Genomic DNA, 17,062 nt, shown 5'->3' on the forward strand with positions numbered 1-17,062 from the left:
TGTCAATCCTGCAGCACGCCGCCGGCGTCTTCGAGTGCTTCGCGGGTGTCGACATCGATCGACGCACCGTCGCCGATTTCGACGTCGATGACATCGAGCCCCTCGGCCTCGACCAGATGGCGGGCGCCGGTGTCGCCTTCGAGATGGGCGATGGTTGGAAGCAGCGCGCGCGGCAAGAGCACCGGATTGCCGCGGCGGCCATCATGCGCGGCGCGCACCACCGAATGGCCGCCGACCTTGCGGAAGGCGTCGATCAGCCTGTCGAGGTCTGCCGAGGAGATGCCGGGCATGTCGCCGAGAACGATCATGGCGCCGGCGGCCTCCGCTCCAACCTTGGCGATGCCGGCCTTCAGCGACGAGGACAGGCCGTCGGCGAAATCCGGATTGTCGGCAAAGGTCACATCGAGGCCTGCCAGCGCCTGACGCACCCGCTCGCGCTGATGGCCGGTGACGATGATGGTGCTGGATGCCTTGGAGCCCAGCGCGCGTTCAGCGGTGCGGCGCACCAGCGGCTTGCCGTCGAACAGCGCCAAGAGCTTGTTCGGCCCGCCCATGCGGCTGGAACGGCCGGCAGCCAGAAGCACGATGTCGACCCTCAGCCCGGCTCTGGCCGGCAGTGGCTCGCGCGGCTGCGGCCGGGTCGGGATTTCCATCAGTAGCCCACCGACACCCATGCCGGCAATATCCTTCGCGGTCACATCGAGACCGGCGATCAGCCGGTCGAGCACCCAGTCGAAGCCGTTCTCCTTGGGGCTGCGGGCACAGCCGGGCGCGCCGATGACGCGCTTGCCGTCGAGCGTGCCCAGCACCAGCAGATTGCCTGGATCGACCGGCATGCCCGCGCGGATGACGGTACCGCCAGCCTTCTCGATCGCCGCCGGAACAACGTCGCTGAAATCGCTCATCGCCGAGGCGCCGAAGATCACCACCATGTCATTATCGCGCGCCAGCGCGGCAGCGGCTTCGGCCACAGGCGCAACTTCGTGCGGCGTGCGGCGCTCGACGGTCAACCGGGCGCCTGAGCGCGCCAGCCGCGCCTCGGTGACGCGCCGCGTCTTGTCGAGTACGCTTGCCTTGATGCCGGGCAGCACGGTCTGGATGACGCCGATGCGCACCGGCTTGTAGGCGTTGACGGCGAAGATCTCGCCGCCGGCGCAGATCCTTGTCACCTTGTCGATCAAAGCCGCGGCGACGGCGAACGGTATGATCTTGACCGTGGCCACCATCTGGCCCTTGTCCACCGGCGCGTGCTGCGCCAGCGTGGCGATGGTGATGGTCGGGTCGACGGCGTTGATAGCGTCGATCATGGCGGCATCGACGGTGAAGACGCCGGCGGCCTTCGCGTGAAGGTTGACGCGGCCGGTCGCGGCGGGCTTTGCCTCGACGTTGCGGTGGGTCATGGCAGCGGCGATCTTTTCAGCCGCCGCATCCTCGCTGAGATCATCTGTTGCAAGCACCGCCGCGACGATTTCGGCAATGCCGGCGGCCTTCAGAACCGCCACATCTTCGACACTCAGCCGGTGCGCCTTGCGGAAGCGTCGCTCGCCGGCCTTGGTGGCATGGGCAAGCACCGCACCTTCGGCCTGATCAATCGGAACCGGACCGAATTTCACGCCGCAGCGCCTTTCGCTTCCAGCCCGCGCGACCGAAAGGCATGGATGGTCTGCGCCAGGACGGCGACGGCGATCTCCGCCGGGCTGGCGGCACCGATGTCGAGGCCGATCGGCGCGTGGATGCGGGCGATCTGGTCGGCGCTGGCGCCCAAGGCCAGCAAACGCTCGACGCGTTTGGCGTGGGTTTTGCGGCTGCCGAGTGCGCCGACATAAAAGCAGTTGGCGTCGAGCGCCGCCTTCAATGCAAAATCGTCGATCTTTGGATCATGAGTGACGGCGGCGAGCGCGGTGTAGCTGTCCAGCGGCTGGCGTTTCAGCACATCCGCAGGCCATTCGGCATGCAGCGCCACGTCGGGAAAGCGGTCCGGCGTGGCGAAGGCGGTACGCGGATCGACGATCTCCAGGGGATAGCCGGCGATCTTGGCCATCGGCGCCAGCGCCTGGCTGATATGGACGGCGCCGATCACCACCAGGCGCGGCTGCGGCAGATGCGCGTTGAGGAAGAAGGTCCGCCCCTCGGCCTCGACTGAACCGGAACTGCCTGAGCGAAACGCCCTGGCAATTGCTTGCCCGAGTTCGCCGGCGACAGAATCCCCCTCACGCACGATGCGGTCGCGGCCGTCGCCGAGGTCGGTGACCAGGATCGCGGCGCGACGGGCGCGGCGTTCGGCATTGAGCGTTTTCAGGGCATAGGGATCCATACTAACCGAGCCGCTCCACATAGACCTTGATGCGCCCGCCGCAGGACAGGCCGACCTGCCAGGCGGTTTCGTCGGCGACGCCGAACTCAAGCATCTTGGCTTTGCCGGTATCAATGACGTCGATCGCCTCGCTCACCACCGCACCCTCGACACAACCGCCCGAGACCGAACCATGGAAATTGCCTTCAGCGTCGATGACGAGATGGCTGCCGACCGGTCTCGGCGCCGAACCCCAGGTCTCGACCACAGTGGCAATGGCGACATCCTTGCCGTCCTTCATCCAGCCTTCCGCAATGATCAGGGGATCGCGGGCTTCATCGAGATAGATGCTGTTGTCCATGATCGCTTGCCTCAAAGTCTGTTTTTCCGATGGGATAACATATGGCTATGCGGCGCGCCTGACACCAGCGTCCAGCCAGCGGCGCGGATCGACCGAAGCGGCCGATTTCTTGTCCAACGAGGCGCACAGATCGGCAAGCGCATCGAGATTGTGCACCGAGCGGAACTCGTCGACATGCGGCAGCATCGCCTTGACGCCGCGGGCGCGCGCCTCGAAGCCGCCGAAGCGCAGCAAAGGGTTCAGCCAGATTAACCGCCGGCAGGATTTGTGCAGGCGCTCCATCTCCTGCGACAGGCCGGTGACATCGTCACGCTCCAGCCCGTCGGTGATCAGAAGCACCACCGCGCCCTGCCCGAGCACGCGGCGCGACCATGTCAGGTTGAATTCGGCCAGCGTGTCGCCGATACGGGTGCCGCCCGACCAGTCCTTCACCGCCGCCGAGCAGTCGGCAAGGGCGGCATCGGGGTCGCGGTGGCGCATCTGCCGCGTCAGATTGGTCAGCCGCGTGCCGAAGACGAAGGTGTGCACGCGCCGGCGTTTTTCTGTCAGCGCATGCAGGAAATGCAGGAAGATGCGCGTGTACTGGCTCATCGAGCCGGAGATGTCGGCAAGCACCACCAGTGGCGGATGGACTTCGCGGGCCGAGCGGAATTTCGGCAGGATCAGCTCGCCGCCGGTGCGCGCGGCAGAGCGCATCATGGCCCGCGGATCGATGCGGCGGCCGTGCGGATCAGCCCGGAAGCGCCGGGTCCTGACCATGTCGAAGGGCAGCCGCAGCTCGGCAATAGCCTTCTTGGCGTCGGCCATCTCGGCGGCGTTCATCTGGGCAAAGTCCTTGCCGCGCAGCACCTCGTTGCCGGAGAAGGTGAACCGCGCGTCGACCTCGATCTCCGGGATTTCCTGGGTTTTCTGGTTCGTCTGGTGGCCTTCGAACATTGCCTGGCTGACGCGATTCTCCGCCGCGCGCGGCTTTTGCTTCTCCCTGGTGTCGGGGGCAACAGGCGAGAACATCGCCAGAAGCTTCTCGATCAGCTCGCGCGATTTCCAGAACAGCCGGAAGGCTTCGTCAAAGACAGGATGATCCTCGTGCCTGGACACCAGCACCGCATGCAGCGTCCAGTAGAAATCGTCGCGCGAGCCGATGCCGGCGACCAGCACCGCTTCGATCGCATCCTTGACCGAGGCCGGCCCGACCCGCATGCCCGATTTGCGCAAGGTGCGGGCGAAATAGACGATGTTGTCGGCGATGCGGCCGTCTTCCGTCGCCTCTTTGGGGTAGGCCTCTTTGGGGTAGGCACCCGGCGCCTTCACTGCCCTACTCCGCCGCCGCAAGCTCGGCCTTGACCTCGTCGAGGATGCGCCGGCCCTCGCCCGCACCGATGCGAGCAATGTCGTCCTGGTATTTCAGCAGCACGCCGATTGTGTCGGACACCGTCTCGGGATCGAGCGCCACCTTGTCGAGCTCGGTCAAAGCGCCGGCCCAGTCGATGGTCTCGGCAACGCCCGGCGCCTTGAACAGCTCGACCTGGCGCAGCTTCTGGATGAACGACACCACTTCGGCTGAAAGCCGGCTGTTGGCCTGCGGCACCTTGCGGCGCACGATTTCGAGTTCGCGCTCGGCATTGGGATAGTCGACCCAATGATAGAGGCAGCGCCGCTTCAGCGCGTCATGGATCTCGCGGGTGCGGTTGGTGGTGATGATGACGATCGGCGGCTCTTCCGCCTTGATCGTACCGAGCTCCGGCACTGTCACCTGGAAGTCGGACAGAATCTCGAGCAGGAACGCCTCGAAAGCCTCGTCGGTGCGGTCGAGTTCGTCGATCAGGAATACCGGAGCGGCACCCGCCTTGCCGGTCAGCGCGTCGAGCACCGGGCGGCGGATCAGGTATTTTTCGGAGAATACATTGCGCTCCATGGCGGAACGCTCGACCTTGCCGGCCGCCTCCTCCATGCGGATCTCGATCATCTGCGCGGCGTAGTTCCATTCATAGACGGCGGAGGAGACGTCGAGGCCTTCATAGCATTGCAGGCGGATCAGCCGGCGGCCGAGCGCCTGCGCCAACACCTTGGCGATCTCTGTCTTGCCGACGCCGGCCTCACCTTCGAGGAACAGCGGCCGCTGCATGCGCAGCGACAGGAACAGCACGGTTGCCAGCGAGCGGTCCGCGACATAGTCCGCGCCGGTCAGGAGATCGAGCGTCTCGTCGATCGTCCGCGGCGCGGGGCGCGGTTTCAGCTCGGTCATTCCTTCTCCGTTGACGCCTCTGCTCCGCTTTCCAGCACGTGGTAGTCGCGGGCGTGATAGATCAGCGGCCGCAAATTATCGCCCATGCGCAAGCCTGTCACCTTGCCAAAAAGCACACGATGGGTGGCCAGATCCTTGGTGTCGATCAATTCGCAGTCGAAAACAGCGAGGGCGCCTTTCAAGGTCGGAGCGCCTGTCGATATGACGTCCCACTCGCCGAGCGCGAAACGCTCCTCGGCCGACAGACCGGTCAAGCCTGAAAACGCCACCGATAGCGGCTTTTGGTGCGAAGCCAAAGTGTTCAGGGCAAATCGGCCGTTTTGCACGAACAGCTCGTTCTTTGCATTCTCGCGGTTGAGGCAGACGAGCACTGTCGGCGGCGTGTCCGACACCGAACAGGCGGCGATCACCGTCGTGCCACGCTTGCCGGCGGGACCGTCGGTGGTCACCACATGGACGTGGCCAGCAAAATGCGCCATCGCGTCGCGGTAGGCCTGCGGCCCGATGTCGTTCAACTTCAACACTGATAATTTTCCATAAGCAGCAACCCAAGCGTTATATATGGCGGCACACAATAGGCCACAAGCGAAGTGCTTGACGCCAATCCGCAAATTCGCGTGTTGCGCAGGGCGCAGGCAGCCTTTAGGTCTTGGCGCAAGAGACGCTGGAAGCATGCGACCGGCACGGAGGAATTCTCGTCAGAATGCGACCCCTGACAGCTGTAATAGCGGCACTGCTCTGGCTGTTGCCGGCAGGCGCCGGCGCCCAGACGCTGCTTGTCGGCGTCGCTGCGCCCCTGTCCGGTCCATCGGCGATCCTCGGCAAGCAGATCGAGGCCGGCGCTGCCCTCGCGGCTGAAGCCAACGGCGTGGAGATCAAGACGGTCGACGATGCCTGCACCGCCGATGGTGGGGCCGCCGCCGCCAGGGAATTCGCCGCGGCGAAGGTCAATGTCATCGTCGGCTTCCTCTGCACCGAGGCAATCCAGGCGGCGCTGCCGATCCTCAAGGATGCCGACATACCCGTCATCACGGTCGGTGTTCGCACCGAAAGCCTGACAGATCGCCGCGCCAAGACCGGCTGGCCGGTCTATCGCCTGGGACCACGCGGCGACGACGAGCGCAATGCGGTGGCTGCCATTCTCACCCGGCTGTGGCAGAGCGAACTGTTCGCCATCGTCGATGACGGCACCATCTATGGGCGCGAAATCGCCGAGACGCTGCGCGCCGCAGCCGAACAGGCGGCGCTGAAACCGGTGTTCACAGACACGTTCCGGCCGCAGCTCGACAACCAGATCGGGCTCGTCGGCCGGCTGAAGAAGGCGGGCGCCAGCCGTGTCTTTGCCGGCGGCGATGGCGACGACGTCGCCATTATGGGCCGCGACGCCGGCCAGTTGGAGGCCGGCATTATTTTTGCCGGCGGCGAGAATTTGCGCACGCCGCCCGGCGACGTGCCTTACGCCGTCGGCACGCTGATGATCGCGCCGCCGGAATGGGCCGATATCGCCGATCCCAACGTGCTGACGGCCTTTGCGGCCAAAAACATCGCGCCCGACGGCTATACGCTACCGGCCTATGCGGCGGTGGAGATCGCCAAGGCGGCAAGCGCTGAATCGGAGAGTTCCGGCAAGGGGCTGGCCGATGCGCTCTCCGGGCATGATTTCACCACCGCGATCGGCCCGCTGCGCTTCGACGACAAGGGCGACCTGAGCCAAAACCTCTATCGCGCCTTCCGCTTCGACGGGACACATTTCGTGCCGGCGGAGACGAACTGATGTTTCGCAGCGGGCCGCGCAATCTGATCACCGATGTCGCGGGCTTGCGTGTCGGCAACGCCAGCGATGCCAGGTTGAAATCCGGTGTGACAGCGGTGTTGTGCGACGGTCCAACGGTCGGCGGCGTGCAAATCCTCGGTGGCGCGCCGGGCACGCGCGAAACCGATATGCTCGAGCCGCACAATTCGATCGAGACGGTGCATGCCGTGGTGCTTTCCGGCGGCTCGGCCTTCGGACTCGACGCCGCCTCGGGCGTGCAGGCAGCGTTGCGCGAAAAAGGCATCGGCGTCGATGTCGGCGGTTTTCGCGTGCCGATCGTGCCGGCGGCGATCCTGTTCGATCTGCGCAATGGCGGCGACAAGGATTGGGGCAGATATCCCCCCTACCGCGACCTCGGCTATGAAGCGGCGCAGACGGCTGCGGCCGACTTTCCGCTCGGCACTGTCGGTTCCGGCACCGGTGCACTCAGCTCAGGCTTGAAGGGTGGCCTTGGCTCGGCCTCGACCGTGCTCGACAGCGGCGTCACCATCGGCGCGCTCGCGGCGGCCAATCCGACGGGTTCGGTGACGATTGCACGGACCCGGTATTTCTGGGCCGCACCATTCGAGATCGGCGATGAGTTCGGCGGGCTCGGCTATCCCTCGCCGATGCCGGACGACGCCAGGCGGATCCTGTTGAAGTACCGCGACAGGCGTGTCGGCGGAAGCGGCGAGCCCGGCGGCAACACCACCATCGCCGTTATTGCCACCGACGCGGTGCTGACCAAGGCGGCAGCCAAACGTCTGGCCATATCGGCGCATGACGGCTTCGTGCGCGCCATCTGGCCGGTGCACACACCGGCCGACGGCGACCTGGTGTTCGCGCTGGCGACCGGCAAGAGCGGTATCGAGCTTTCAGCCGACGATGCGGTCGATTTCTTCGCCGCCGCCGGCGCTACCATGGCGCGCGCCATCAGCCGCGGCATCCATGCCGCGACCCCAGCCGATGGCGATCTGTTTCCGGTGTGGTCCTCGCGCTGACTAGGCCGTGAACTCATAAAGCGGGGTATTGCCAACGGCAGGGGATCGAACTCCACATCTGAACCAAGCGGCTCAGGAGCACCGTGGTGACATCTCTACCAATTCCCCAGACGCTGGCCCAGTGCGCCTGCGTACTGGGGGTAGCACCTGCAATTTTGGACGACGAACCTCAGCCAATCGGCGCGCCAGGCCTTCATGGGCAGGACGGCAGTCAGCTCAACCTCGATAAGCAGCTTGGGATTGGTTGCGACCTGTACCAGCGTAGCCGGAGGCAGCGGCGCCGTTGCTGCCGCTCAGTTCACGGGCTTCGCCTCAGGAAATATCCATGTGCCATTGAGGACTTCCGGCCGCGGGCGGAACATGCGAACCGTATAGTTCCAGCCCTCCGTAATCGGTATGCAGTTAGGAATCTTGCCGTCGCAGCCGCCAAACTGAATGGTCGCTTTGCCATCTGGCCCCTTCTTCGCGGTCACAGTGTTCACCGAGTAGATGTTCTCGGGGTTCGGCTCGAGATAGCCGGCACGGTTGTAGACGGTCAGCGACCAAAAGCCGTCAACCGGCACCTCGCCGACCGTCAACCTGTGGACGGTATGGCCATCGTTGTGGGCAGGCGTGGTCGGGAGATACAGGCCGTCCTTCTCGGGATTGCCACCCCACAGCATGGCGCTCCCGATCAGGTGCTTGACCGGGTCGACCTGATCTAAGCTGGCCCCAAACATGCGACGGGTGTCGGTGACTGTCGTTCCAAGCTCCAAGAGCGCCGCCCGGACCTTTTTGAGGCTTGCCGGATCCCAGTTGGGCACTTCAAACGCGCCGTAGCGCTCCTGGCTGAACTTCACTGCGTCCTGCAAAGCGTGGGCTTGCTGGACATCGTCCTTGTTAGAGAAATTCACAAGGAAACGAACCACGGCGATCGCGTAGCGCGTGCCGATCATCTTTTTGGTCAGGGTGTAAGTGCCCGCACCATAATAGGTGGCTCGGGTGTATTGGTCTTCACTGGCGACCTGGAGCCCCATGAAGCGCTTGCCTGCGTCCGGTAGTGTAATCGTCGCGGGCCCAGCATCGAGGTCGATGATAACGAAGGAATACAGCGTGTCGCGGTTGGGACGAACGATGCCTTGCTGGACAGGGGGAGCAAGATCGCGGCCGTGTCGAAACTTTCCGAATCCGCCGCTTTTGACGACACCGGCGAAATAGACGTCAGTCTGGGCGCGATTGTAGTTCTCGAAAGTCACAGCCTGGGTAGGTGGAGTGGAGGTTTGTGCCGACGCAGCAGAGCTGGCGATTAGGAGTGACATGCCTGCTAACATCCTTACGCTTACTTTGTTCATGGCTCTTCCAATTGGGCCGGTTTGGTCGTGCATTAGCGTAGACCAATCAAATATGAGAAAAAACTGTGCAATATCGACAACATGCCTCTCAAATGTGGTAGGCTTGCAGTATGGATCTGAATGCCACACGGATGTTTGTTGCGGTCGTCCAGGCTGGCAGCCTCTCGGCGGCAGCGACCCGTCTCGGGACGCCGCTCGCAACGCTCAGCCGCCGCGTTCGCGACCTCGAGCGAGAGCTCAATGTCCCGTTGTTGGTACGTTCGGCTCATGGGACAAAGCTTACCGATGCCGGAGCAAGACTGTACGAGCACGCCAACCGTGGCATCGGCGCGCTACTAGAGGCCGAGCAGGCGGTGGTGAGAGACCAGGCGCGCTTGAAGGGCCGCCTTCGACTATCGTTCCCCCCAACGGTTGTGCCGTGGTGGGAATTGTTGGCCGATTTTCAGCGCCACTACCCAGATATCCAGGTTTACGTCCATTCTACGGATCGGCGCATTGACCTCGTCGAGGATGGTATCGATGTCGCTCTGCGTGTCGGTGCGATCGTACATGAAGCCATGGTGGCGAAGCATATTCTGTCATCGCGCAATGTTCTCGTTGCAAGCCCACAACTATTGGAACGCTTCGGTGTACCGGACGAGCCCGATGCGCTCTATCGGTTTCCATGTGGCGTGTGGGCTTCGGGCGTGGATACGCAGGCGCGATGGGAGTTAGGCGGCCAAGTGATTGAACCCAAAGCGCTACTGTCCACCAATGACTACCACCATTTGTGTAGTCGAGCGCTCAGCGGCGACGTGGTAACAGAGCTCCCCCCTTTCCTGGTGGCGGCGTCGATCCGAGAGAATCGTTTGGTGCGATTATTGCCGCAGTACCCGCTGCCAGAATGGCCTATCTATCTGCTCTACCCGCCCCATCGTCACCAATCCACGATCGTCAGGGCGTATCTCGATTTCTGCCAACGTTACCTCTCAAAAATCGTTCAAGCATGCGAGCCGTGAGCTGATACGCGACGGCAGCTTGTCAACACTATGGTCCAGCTCGCTCCAGGCGGCTGTGGCTCCGCGCTTATGAAGTCTGCGACCTAGTCAGGAACGTCGATCAGGTCGGATCGGACTTTTCTTCCTCGAAGCTGACCGCGACATCGGAATTTGCCGACAGCCAGACCTTCTGGCCATCGACCTCGGCAAGCAGGCTCAGGGGAATGTAGTGGTGATGGCCCTTGTGCATACCCATGCCGCTGTCTGCCTTGGTCAGCTTGATCCGATCGCCATCGACTTTGTCGACAGTACCGATGTGAACGCCATCGGCGCCGACCACTTCCATATGCTCGCGAATCTTGCTGGCCTCGGTCATGGGATGTTCTCCTTTTGAAGACGATCGACGATAACAAACAGGCGCGCAATTGGATGCATCGGCTTTTGGATAGCACGATGTTTTGACTGTCTCATGATAGGGAACGATCGAACCATGGCAGCCGGAGTGCAGACGCCGATGCGAAATCTTGTCCTGATTGGTGTTTGCCTGCTGGTCCATCTGGCATCGGCCATGGCCGCCCGAGCAGGCGACGTCGCCGAGCTGGAGATTCTCGGCTTTTCCAGGGACGGTGGCGTCTTCGCCTTCGAGGAATACGGCGTCGCGGACGGATCGGGCTTTCCCTATGCCAACCGCTATTACATCGACACCGCCGACGACACCTTCCTGAAGGGCACGCCGATCCGGGTCCGGCTGGAGGACGAGACCGCCTCGCTCGATACGGCCCGCCTCCAGGCAAGGCAAAAGGGCGAAGCGATCGTCGCCCAGGCCGAGCTTGCCGCAAACCGTGGCATCACCGCCGGCTTCAATCCTGTGACCGAATTGTCGGCCGATCCGTTCCGCATGGTGGTCAATCCGCGGCCGATCTTTTCACCGGTCGACCCGCCTCTGGAATTCCGGCTCGACGAGATCGGCATGAACAATACGGCAGGCTGCGAGAGCCAGGGCGAGATCAACGGCTTTCGCCTGCTGCGCATCGAGGCCAGCGATGGCGGCCAGACCCATCTTCTGCATGAGGACAAATCGATCCCGAAAAGCCGCGGCTGCCCGAACGGCTATCGGATCGGCGCGGTGCAGACCTTTTCGATTGACAGCGTCAGCGCCTATGCGGTGCTGATTGCGGTGCGCCAATACGGTTTTGAGGGACCGGATTTCCGCTGGATCGCCGTCACCGGCCGCCTGTGACATCGCTCGATCAATCCGGTTGGCGCAAGCGCGCCGGCAACCGCGTCAGCCGCGCTGTTCCATCGACGCGCACGGCGCTTGTCGGCGCCTCGCTGTGGTCCATTGCCATGGGCGCCAGTGCGCTGCTCTGTCTCTGGCTCGACAATTGGGAGACGCCGGAAAAGATCCGCTTCGTCGTCCTGCTCTTTGCCATGGGTGCAGCACTTGGCTTTCCGGTCGGCTTGTTCGCGGCGCGGCTGGTCTCGCTCGACCGGCATTGGGAAGTGGCGTTCGCCGCCGCCTTCGTCTGTCTGCTTGCCGCGACACTTGCCTTCACCGGCGGCCTGTTTGCCCTGCAATACCGCTCTTACTACGCCGAATGGCACGCCGAAGCCTTCACCGTCCGTTGGGCGTTCGAGCTGGTGTTCACCTCGCTGACAGCGCTCTACCAATTCGTGGTGCTGGGCGTACGGCTCTATTTCCCGCTCGGATTCATCGCACTCGCCATTGCCAGCGTGTGGTTTGCGCGCCATCAGCGTTGAGCATTCGGTCCGCCTCTGTTAGGACCCGGACTTAACCACCGACACATCAGGACTGACGGATGATCCCTCGCTATTCCCGGCCGGAAATGGTCGCCATCTGGTCGCCGGAAACCCGCTTCCGCATCTGGTTCGAAATCGAAGCCCATGCCTGCGATGCGCTGGCCGAGCTCGGCGTGATCCCCAAGGAAGCAGCGAAAACCATCTGGGAAAAGGGCAATGCGGCCCGGTTCGATGTTGGCAAGATCGACGAGATCGAGGCCGTCACCAAGCATGACGTCATCGCCTTCCTCACCCACCTCACCGAGTTCGTCGGACCGGATGCCCGTTTCATCCATCAGGGCATGACCTCGTCCGATGTGCTCGACACCTGCCTTGCGGTGCAGCTCAGCCGCGCCAGCGATATCTTGCTCGCCGACCTCGATGGCCTGCTCGCCGCACTCAAGCGCCGCGCCTTCGAGCACAAGGACACCGTCACCATCGGGCGCAGCCATGGCATCCACGCCGAGCCAACCACCTTCGGCGTCAAGCTGGCGCAGGCCTATGCCGAATTCTCGCGCTGCCGCGAGCGGCTGGTGCATGCGCGGGAGGATATTGCCACTTGCGCGATCTCCGGCGCGATCGGCACTTTCGCCAACATCGACCCCTATGTCGAAGAGCATGTGGCGAAAAAGCTCGGGCTGAAGCCGGAGCCGGTGTCGACGCAGGTCATTCCGCGCGACCGCCACGCCATGTTCTTCGCCACGCTCGGTGTCATCGCCTCGTCGGTCGAGCGGCTGGCGACCGAAATCCGCCATCTGCAGCGCACCGAGGTGCTGGAAGCGGAAGAGTATTTTTCGCCGGGGCAAAAAGGCTCCTCAGCCATGCCGCATAAGCGCAACCCGGTGCTGACCGAAAACCTCACCGGCCTTGCCCGCATGATTCGGTCCATGGCGCTGCCGGCAATGGAGAATGTGGCGCTCTGGCACGAGCGCGATATCTCGCACTCATCGGTCGAGCGCATGATCGGTCCTGACGCCACGGTGACGCTGGATTTCGCGCTGTCGCGGCTGACCGGGGTCGTCGACAAATTGCTGGTATACCCCGACAACATGCTGAAGAACATGAACAAGTTCCGCGGCCTTGTGCATTCGCAGCGCGTGCTTCTGGCGCTGACGCAGGCCGGCGTCAGCCGCGAGGACGCCTATCGCCTGGTGCAGCGCAACGCCATGAAGGTATGGGAACACGGCGCTGATTTCCTTGAGGAATTGTTGGCCGACAAGGAGGTCACCGCGGCGCTCCCCGAAGCCGAGATCCGCGAGAAATTCGACCTCGGCTATCACACCAAGCATGTCGACACGATCTTCAAGCGAGTGTTTGGATGAGCTGCCTTCTCCCCGTTTACGGGGAGAAGGTGCCAGCAGGCGGATGAGGGGCGGCGCTGACCTCGGCGATCACCACCCATAGGTTCCGCGGCTGAAAAAGACAATTTGCGGGAACTTGGCGCTGCCCCTCATTGCCCTGCCGGGCATTTCTCCCCGTAAACGGGGAGAAAGAAGCTGTAGCCAGCGTCTCGCAGATCATGCCTTGCCCGGAACGGTCCTGATCACCGTGCCCCACGGATCTTCCCGCGTGGTCTCAGCCTTCACATTGTCCGACCGCATCTCAACCCACGCCAGGCCCGAGCGAGACGGATCGCGGCGCCCGGCGCCGGAACTGTGCCAGGCATTGGCGCCGATATGGTGGTGGTAGCCGCCAGACGACAGGAACACCGCCTGGCCGCCATATTTTGCCACCGTATCGAAGCCGAACTCCTGGTGCCACCAGGCCTCGGCGTCTTCAGGCCTCCCGACGCGCAGATGGACGTGGCCGACAATGCTATTCTCCGGCGCGCCCTGCCAGCCGGCGTCGCCGGCAGGTATGCTCGCCACAACGCCGGGCAGGTTCAGGCGTTCGGTCGCCATGGCAATCTTGTCGCCGTTCCACTTCCACTCCTGCGGCAGGCGATCTCGATAGATTTCAATGCCATTGCCTTCTGGGTCGGTCAGATAGAGGGCCTCGCTGACCAGATGGTCGGAAGCACCCTCGATGCGGATCTGGTTGGCGGCAGCGTGGTTGATCCAGCGGCCGAGATCGGCGCGGCTGGGCAGCAGAAAAGCAGTGTGGAACAGACCGGCGCTGCGCGGATCGTCGGGCTTTGCGGCCTTATCCGCCTCGATGACCAGCAGCGGGCGCCCGGCGGCGCCCAACGTGATCGCGCCGTCGGCGCGGCTCAATTCCTGCAGGCCGACAACGGCACGGTAATAGGCCGCGAGGCTCTCGGCGTCGCGCGCCTTCAGGCCAACGCGTGAGACGCTGACAGGGGTGGTCGCGGCAAAAGGCAGTTCGCTCATAAAACTCTCCATTCGGCGCGATGCAAGGCTGCGCCGGCGTCTGTCCGGATCTGACATCTCAAATCGTTCATCGCGATCGTTCACACAAGACGGAAAGAATCGAACAGGTTGTTCAACAATTGTGATAGGTCGCATCCAACGGCATGGTTGCACGAGACGGAACCGCTCGCTATCTCAGCGCCATGAAAGTCAAAGACGCAGATATTCTGATCGTGCCGGGCTACACCAATTCCGGCCCCGAGCACTGGCAGACACGCTGGCAGTCGAAACTGTCGACGGCGCGCCGGGTCGAGCAGGCCGAATGGTCGAAGCCGGTGCGCGAGGATTGGACAGCGGGCGTGGCCAAAGCGGTCAACGAGTCCGAGAGGCCGGTGGTCATCGTCGCGCATTCGCTTGGCGTTGCGGCGGCGGTGCAAGCCATTCCGCAGTTTCAGAAGCCGGTCGCTGGCGCCTTTTTCGTAGCGCCACCCGATGTCGCCAATCCGGAGATCAGGCCGAGGCACCTAATGACCTTCGGCCCATATTCGCGTAGGCCGCTGCCCTTTCCGTCCATCGTGATCGCCAGCCGCAACGATCCGTTCTGCGCCTTCGAGGTTGCCGAGGACATTGCCGGCGCCTGGGGCTCGCTGTTCATCGATGCCGGTGAAACCGGTCACCTCAACGAGGACGCCGGCTTCGGCCCGTGGCCGGAGGGATCGATGACCTTCGCCAAGTTCCTGACCGACCTCTAATTCCTAGAAAGGAGAATTGAGTTTTCCGGTCCTTGTGCCGGCCAAAACACTGGTCTACGGCACAACTTTGCGGCAAGCAATGTGTCGGATAGACCGAGGCCCTAGCGAGCAAAGGCTGTGGATTTTGCGCAAGGACAATTCGCTGGAATTAGTTCGTGGCGTCGCGGCAATTGTCGTGATGTTCTGGCATACAATGCTCGGCTTTGCCCCGTCGGCCAGCGGCATCTTTGCCGACGGCCCAGCCAATTCGCTGCAGACCAGCCTGGTCTTCGTCGCGTTCAATGGCCCATCGGCCGTGTACCTGTTCTTCGTGCTGTCGTCCTTCGTGCTAGTGAAACGCTACTTCGCCAGCCGCAAGCCGCAAGACCTGCTGGTGGGGGCAATCAAACGCCTGCCGCGGCTGGCCGGCCCAGTGCTCGTCACGGTGCTCGCCTCCTGCCTGGTGTTCAAGCTCGACCTTTATTTCTTCCCTGAAGCGGGCGCGCAGACGGGCTCGCCCTGGCTAGCTAGTTTCGGCTATGCCTCGAAGGTGCTCACCGCCGAGACGGCGAGCTTTTTCGAAGCTTTCGCGCAGGGCGCGTGGCGGACCTTTATCTTTGGCGACAGTTTCTATGACAGCAGCCTGTGGACGATGTGGTGCGAGTTCTGGGGCAGCCTCATCGTCTTCACTCTCGCGCCGGCCGTTTTCTTCCTGCATGACCGCATGCCCTGGCTTGCCTGGTGCACCATCGCCGTCGGCATGGTTTTGGCGTGGCTGGTAAACATCGCCTTCGTTGCCTTTCCGATGGGCCTCTCGCTCTACCTTCTGCTCGATTGGAAATTTCGTCCCAACCCATGGTCAAAGGCAGCCATCATGGCCGCCGCGCTCTTGCTGCTGGGCTATGCAGGGAACGGCGTCGGTGTCTACCGGCCCCTGGCCGCGCTGGAGGTCGATGGCCTTCCCGACCACATCAGGCAGGCCTGCGTCGCCATGGTGGCCAGCGTCATGCTTGTCTATGCCCTGCTGAAAATGGAGAGCCCGCCATCATGGCTGACGGGCAAGGCCGCGCGTTTCCTCGGTGACCTGTGCTTCCCGCTCTACCTCGTGCATGTGCCGGTCATCTGCTCGCTCGGATCATGGGCGTTCCTGGCCAGCGGCTCCGCCGCATTCGGCGCGGCAGCTTCCATACTGGGGTCGATCGCAGCGGCGTTGCCTCTCATGCTCTTCAACAATTGGTGGGTCGCCGCGGTCGACACTTTGTCCGGTAGATTCCGCCACCACGGCCGGGTTATGGCCGAAGCGCCAAGAACCGTAAACATCTGATCTGGCGAGAACCTGTCGGCAAGCCAGGTCAGGACCCGATCGAATCCCTGACGCTCTTCAACAGCGTCTTTGCGCCGAGCGAAATCAGCGCATGGTCCGAACCCATGGCCAGCAGCCGATAGCCCATCGCCACCACGCGGCCGGCAATCGCCGGCTCGATGACATAGATCGCGGCATGCTTGCCGGCCTTTCGCGTGCGTTCGGCGATCGACGCGACGGTCTCCATCATGCTTTCCAGCGTCGAATTGATGGTGGCGCCGTTCGACCAGGCGATCGAGAAATCCGATGGACCGAGGAAGATGCCATCGATGCCGGGCGTGTCGAGAATGCCGTCCAGCGCCTCGAGCGCGGCGCGCGTTTCGACCATCGCAAACGCCATTGTGCGCGCATTGGTGTCGCGCAGCCATTCGGCATGGTCGCCCTTGCCATGGCGCGGAAAGGCATAGGTCGGGCCCCAGGAGCGCTCGCCCAGCGGAGGGTATTTCATCGCGGCGGCAAACAGTTTTGCATCGGCCACCGAATTCACCATCGGCGCGATCACCGCTTCGGCCCCGAAATCGAGAGCGCGACTCGCCATGTCGAAGCGACCGACCGGAATGCGCACAAGCGCCGGCTTGTTGGCTGCGAGTACCGGCGCCAGGCCGCGCAGGACCGAGTCTTCATGGTGCCCGCCGTGCTGCATGTCGAGCGTGACGGCGTCAAAACCCTGCTTGGCGATGATTTCGACCGTCAAAGCGTCCGGAACACCGGACCAGGCGGTGAACAGCGTTTCATCCGCCGCCAGGCGTGATTTCAGGGACATCGGGGGCTTTTCCTTGTTGGCCAGGACCTTTTCTAACAGGCCTACGCACAGTTTCAGCCGGAAAAGACTGAAAAGGCAAAGAAAAACCGCCCGGCC

18 protein-coding genes are annotated in these 17,062 nt (G+C 63.2%); 8 read left to right on the top strand and 10 right to left on the bottom strand.

What is annotated here, in order from left to right; genetic code table 11:
* Positions 1–2: 2 nt before the first annotated feature.
* The 6 genes from ACWGTI_RS11085 to ACWGTI_RS11110 are packed head-to-tail and all read right to left on the bottom strand — an operon-like array spanning position 3 to position 5,423.
* Positions 3–1,613, bottom strand: coding sequence for an NTP transferase domain-containing protein (locus ACWGTI_RS11085; protein WP_454587142.1), 1,611 nt, complete (start codon positions 1,611–1,613; stop codon positions 3–5).
* Positions 1,610–2,314 carry an XdhC family protein gene (locus ACWGTI_RS11090; protein WP_454587143.1) on the bottom strand — a complete coding sequence of 235 codons (705 nt, stop codon included), beginning with the start codon at positions 2,312–2,314 and terminating at the stop codon, positions 1,610–1,612. Before ACWGTI_RS11090 ends, ACWGTI_RS11085 begins: the two co-directional genes overlap by 4 nt.
* A gap of 1 nt (position 2,315) precedes the next feature.
* Positions 2,316–2,654 carry an XdhC family protein gene (locus tag ACWGTI_RS11095; protein ID WP_454576183.1) on the bottom strand — a complete coding sequence of 113 codons (339 nt, stop codon included), beginning with the start codon at positions 2,652–2,654 and terminating at the stop codon, positions 2,316–2,318.
* Between the two features lie 45 nt (positions 2,655–2,699).
* Positions 2,700–3,965 (bottom strand): vWA domain-containing protein, encoded by a 1,266-nt coding sequence (locus tag ACWGTI_RS11100; protein WP_454587144.1) that lies wholly within the window; start codon positions 3,963–3,965, stop codon positions 2,700–2,702.
* Positions 3,966–3,969: 4 nt separating this feature from the next.
* The gene (locus tag ACWGTI_RS11105) at positions 3,970–4,899 is read right to left on the bottom strand and encodes an AAA family ATPase (RefSeq protein ID WP_454587145.1); all 930 of its coding nucleotides are present in this window, start codon (positions 4,897–4,899) and stop codon (positions 3,970–3,972) included.
* Positions 4,896–5,423, bottom strand: coding sequence for a flavin reductase (locus ACWGTI_RS11110; protein ID WP_454587146.1), 528 nt, complete (start codon positions 5,421–5,423; stop codon positions 4,896–4,898). The genes ACWGTI_RS11105 and ACWGTI_RS11110 overlap by 4 nt, the downstream gene beginning before the upstream one ends.
* Positions 5,424–5,602: 179 nt before the next feature.
* Here ACWGTI_RS11110 and ACWGTI_RS11115 point away from each other — a divergent pair, with 179 nt between their 5' ends.
* Both ACWGTI_RS11115 and ACWGTI_RS11120 read left to right on the top strand, forming a co-directional pair.
* Positions 5,603–6,673 (top strand): branched-chain amino acid ABC transporter substrate-binding protein, encoded by a 1,071-nt coding sequence (locus ACWGTI_RS11115; protein WP_454587147.1) that lies wholly within the window; start codon positions 5,603–5,605, stop codon positions 6,671–6,673.
* Positions 6,673–7,692, top strand: coding sequence for a P1 family peptidase (locus ACWGTI_RS11120; protein WP_454587148.1), 1,020 nt, complete (start codon positions 6,673–6,675; stop codon positions 7,690–7,692). The genes ACWGTI_RS11115 and ACWGTI_RS11120 overlap by 1 nt, the downstream gene beginning before the upstream one ends.
* Positions 7,693–7,985: 293 nt before the next feature.
* Here the strand turns inward: ACWGTI_RS11120 and ACWGTI_RS11125 are convergent, their stop codons facing one another.
* Complete coding sequence (locus ACWGTI_RS11125) at positions 7,986–9,023, bottom strand: DUF1254 domain-containing protein (RefSeq protein ID WP_454587149.1); 1,038 nt, start codon at positions 9,021–9,023, stop codon at positions 7,986–7,988.
* Positions 9,024–9,133: 110 nt separating this feature from the next.
* On the opposite strand from ACWGTI_RS11125, the gene ACWGTI_RS11130 reads away from it, so the two are divergent.
* Positions 9,134–10,021: a LysR family transcriptional regulator gene (locus ACWGTI_RS11130; protein ID WP_454587150.1), complete on the top strand. Its 888-nt coding sequence runs from the start codon at positions 9,134–9,136 to the stop codon at positions 10,019–10,021.
* A gap of 100 nt (positions 10,022–10,121) precedes the next feature.
* On the opposite strand, the gene ACWGTI_RS11135 is transcribed toward ACWGTI_RS11130, so the two are convergent.
* Entirely contained in the window at positions 10,122–10,376 is a 255-nt protein-coding gene (locus ACWGTI_RS11135) for a DUF2171 domain-containing protein (protein ID WP_454587151.1), read from the bottom strand.
* A 138-nt stretch (positions 10,377–10,514) separates the two neighbouring features.
* Here ACWGTI_RS11135 and ACWGTI_RS11140 point away from each other — a divergent pair, with 138 nt between their 5' ends.
* From ACWGTI_RS11140 to purB, 3 genes are read left to right on the top strand one after another with little or no spacing between them, the layout of a single operon-like run.
* Positions 10,515–11,240 (top strand): DUF2259 domain-containing protein, encoded by a 726-nt coding sequence (locus tag ACWGTI_RS11140; RefSeq protein WP_454587152.1) that lies wholly within the window; start codon positions 10,515–10,517, stop codon positions 11,238–11,240.
* Positions 11,237–11,761, top strand: a complete 525-nt coding sequence (locus tag ACWGTI_RS11145) for a hypothetical protein (RefSeq protein WP_454587153.1) — start codon at positions 11,237–11,239, stop codon at positions 11,759–11,761. The genes ACWGTI_RS11140 and ACWGTI_RS11145 overlap by 4 nt, the downstream gene beginning before the upstream one ends.
* Before the next feature lie 59 nt (positions 11,762–11,820).
* Positions 11,821–13,122 carry an adenylosuccinate lyase gene (gene purB / locus ACWGTI_RS11150; protein WP_454587154.1) on the top strand — a complete coding sequence of 434 codons (1,302 nt, stop codon included), beginning with the start codon at positions 11,821–11,823 and terminating at the stop codon, positions 13,120–13,122.
* Between the two features lie 195 nt (positions 13,123–13,317).
* On the opposite strand, the gene ACWGTI_RS11155 is transcribed toward purB, so the two are convergent.
* Positions 13,318–14,130, bottom strand: coding sequence for a VOC family protein (locus ACWGTI_RS11155; RefSeq protein ID WP_454587155.1), 813 nt, complete (start codon positions 14,128–14,130; stop codon positions 13,318–13,320).
* A gap of 182 nt (positions 14,131–14,312) precedes the next feature.
* Between ACWGTI_RS11155 and ACWGTI_RS11160 the strand changes: the two genes are divergently transcribed.
* On the top strand, positions 14,313–14,861 hold the full coding sequence (locus tag ACWGTI_RS11160) for an RBBP9/YdeN family alpha/beta hydrolase (RefSeq protein WP_454587322.1): 549 nt from the start codon (positions 14,313–14,315) through the stop codon (positions 14,859–14,861).
* Positions 14,862–15,039: 178 nt separating this feature from the next.
* Positions 15,040–16,164 carry an acyltransferase family protein gene (locus tag ACWGTI_RS11165; RefSeq protein WP_454587156.1) on the top strand — a complete coding sequence of 375 codons (1,125 nt, stop codon included), beginning with the start codon at positions 15,040–15,042 and terminating at the stop codon, positions 16,162–16,164.
* A 28-nt stretch (positions 16,165–16,192) separates the two neighbouring features.
* Here ACWGTI_RS11165 and ACWGTI_RS11170 read toward each other — a convergent pair whose 3' ends face one another.
* The gene (locus ACWGTI_RS11170; protein ID WP_454587157.1) at positions 16,193–16,966 is read right to left on the bottom strand and encodes an HpcH/HpaI aldolase family protein; all 774 of its coding nucleotides are present in this window, start codon (positions 16,964–16,966) and stop codon (positions 16,193–16,195) included.
* Positions 16,967–17,062: the final 96 nt, after the last annotated feature.

It is taken from the genome of Mesorhizobium sp. ArgA1 (assembly GCF_053714375.1).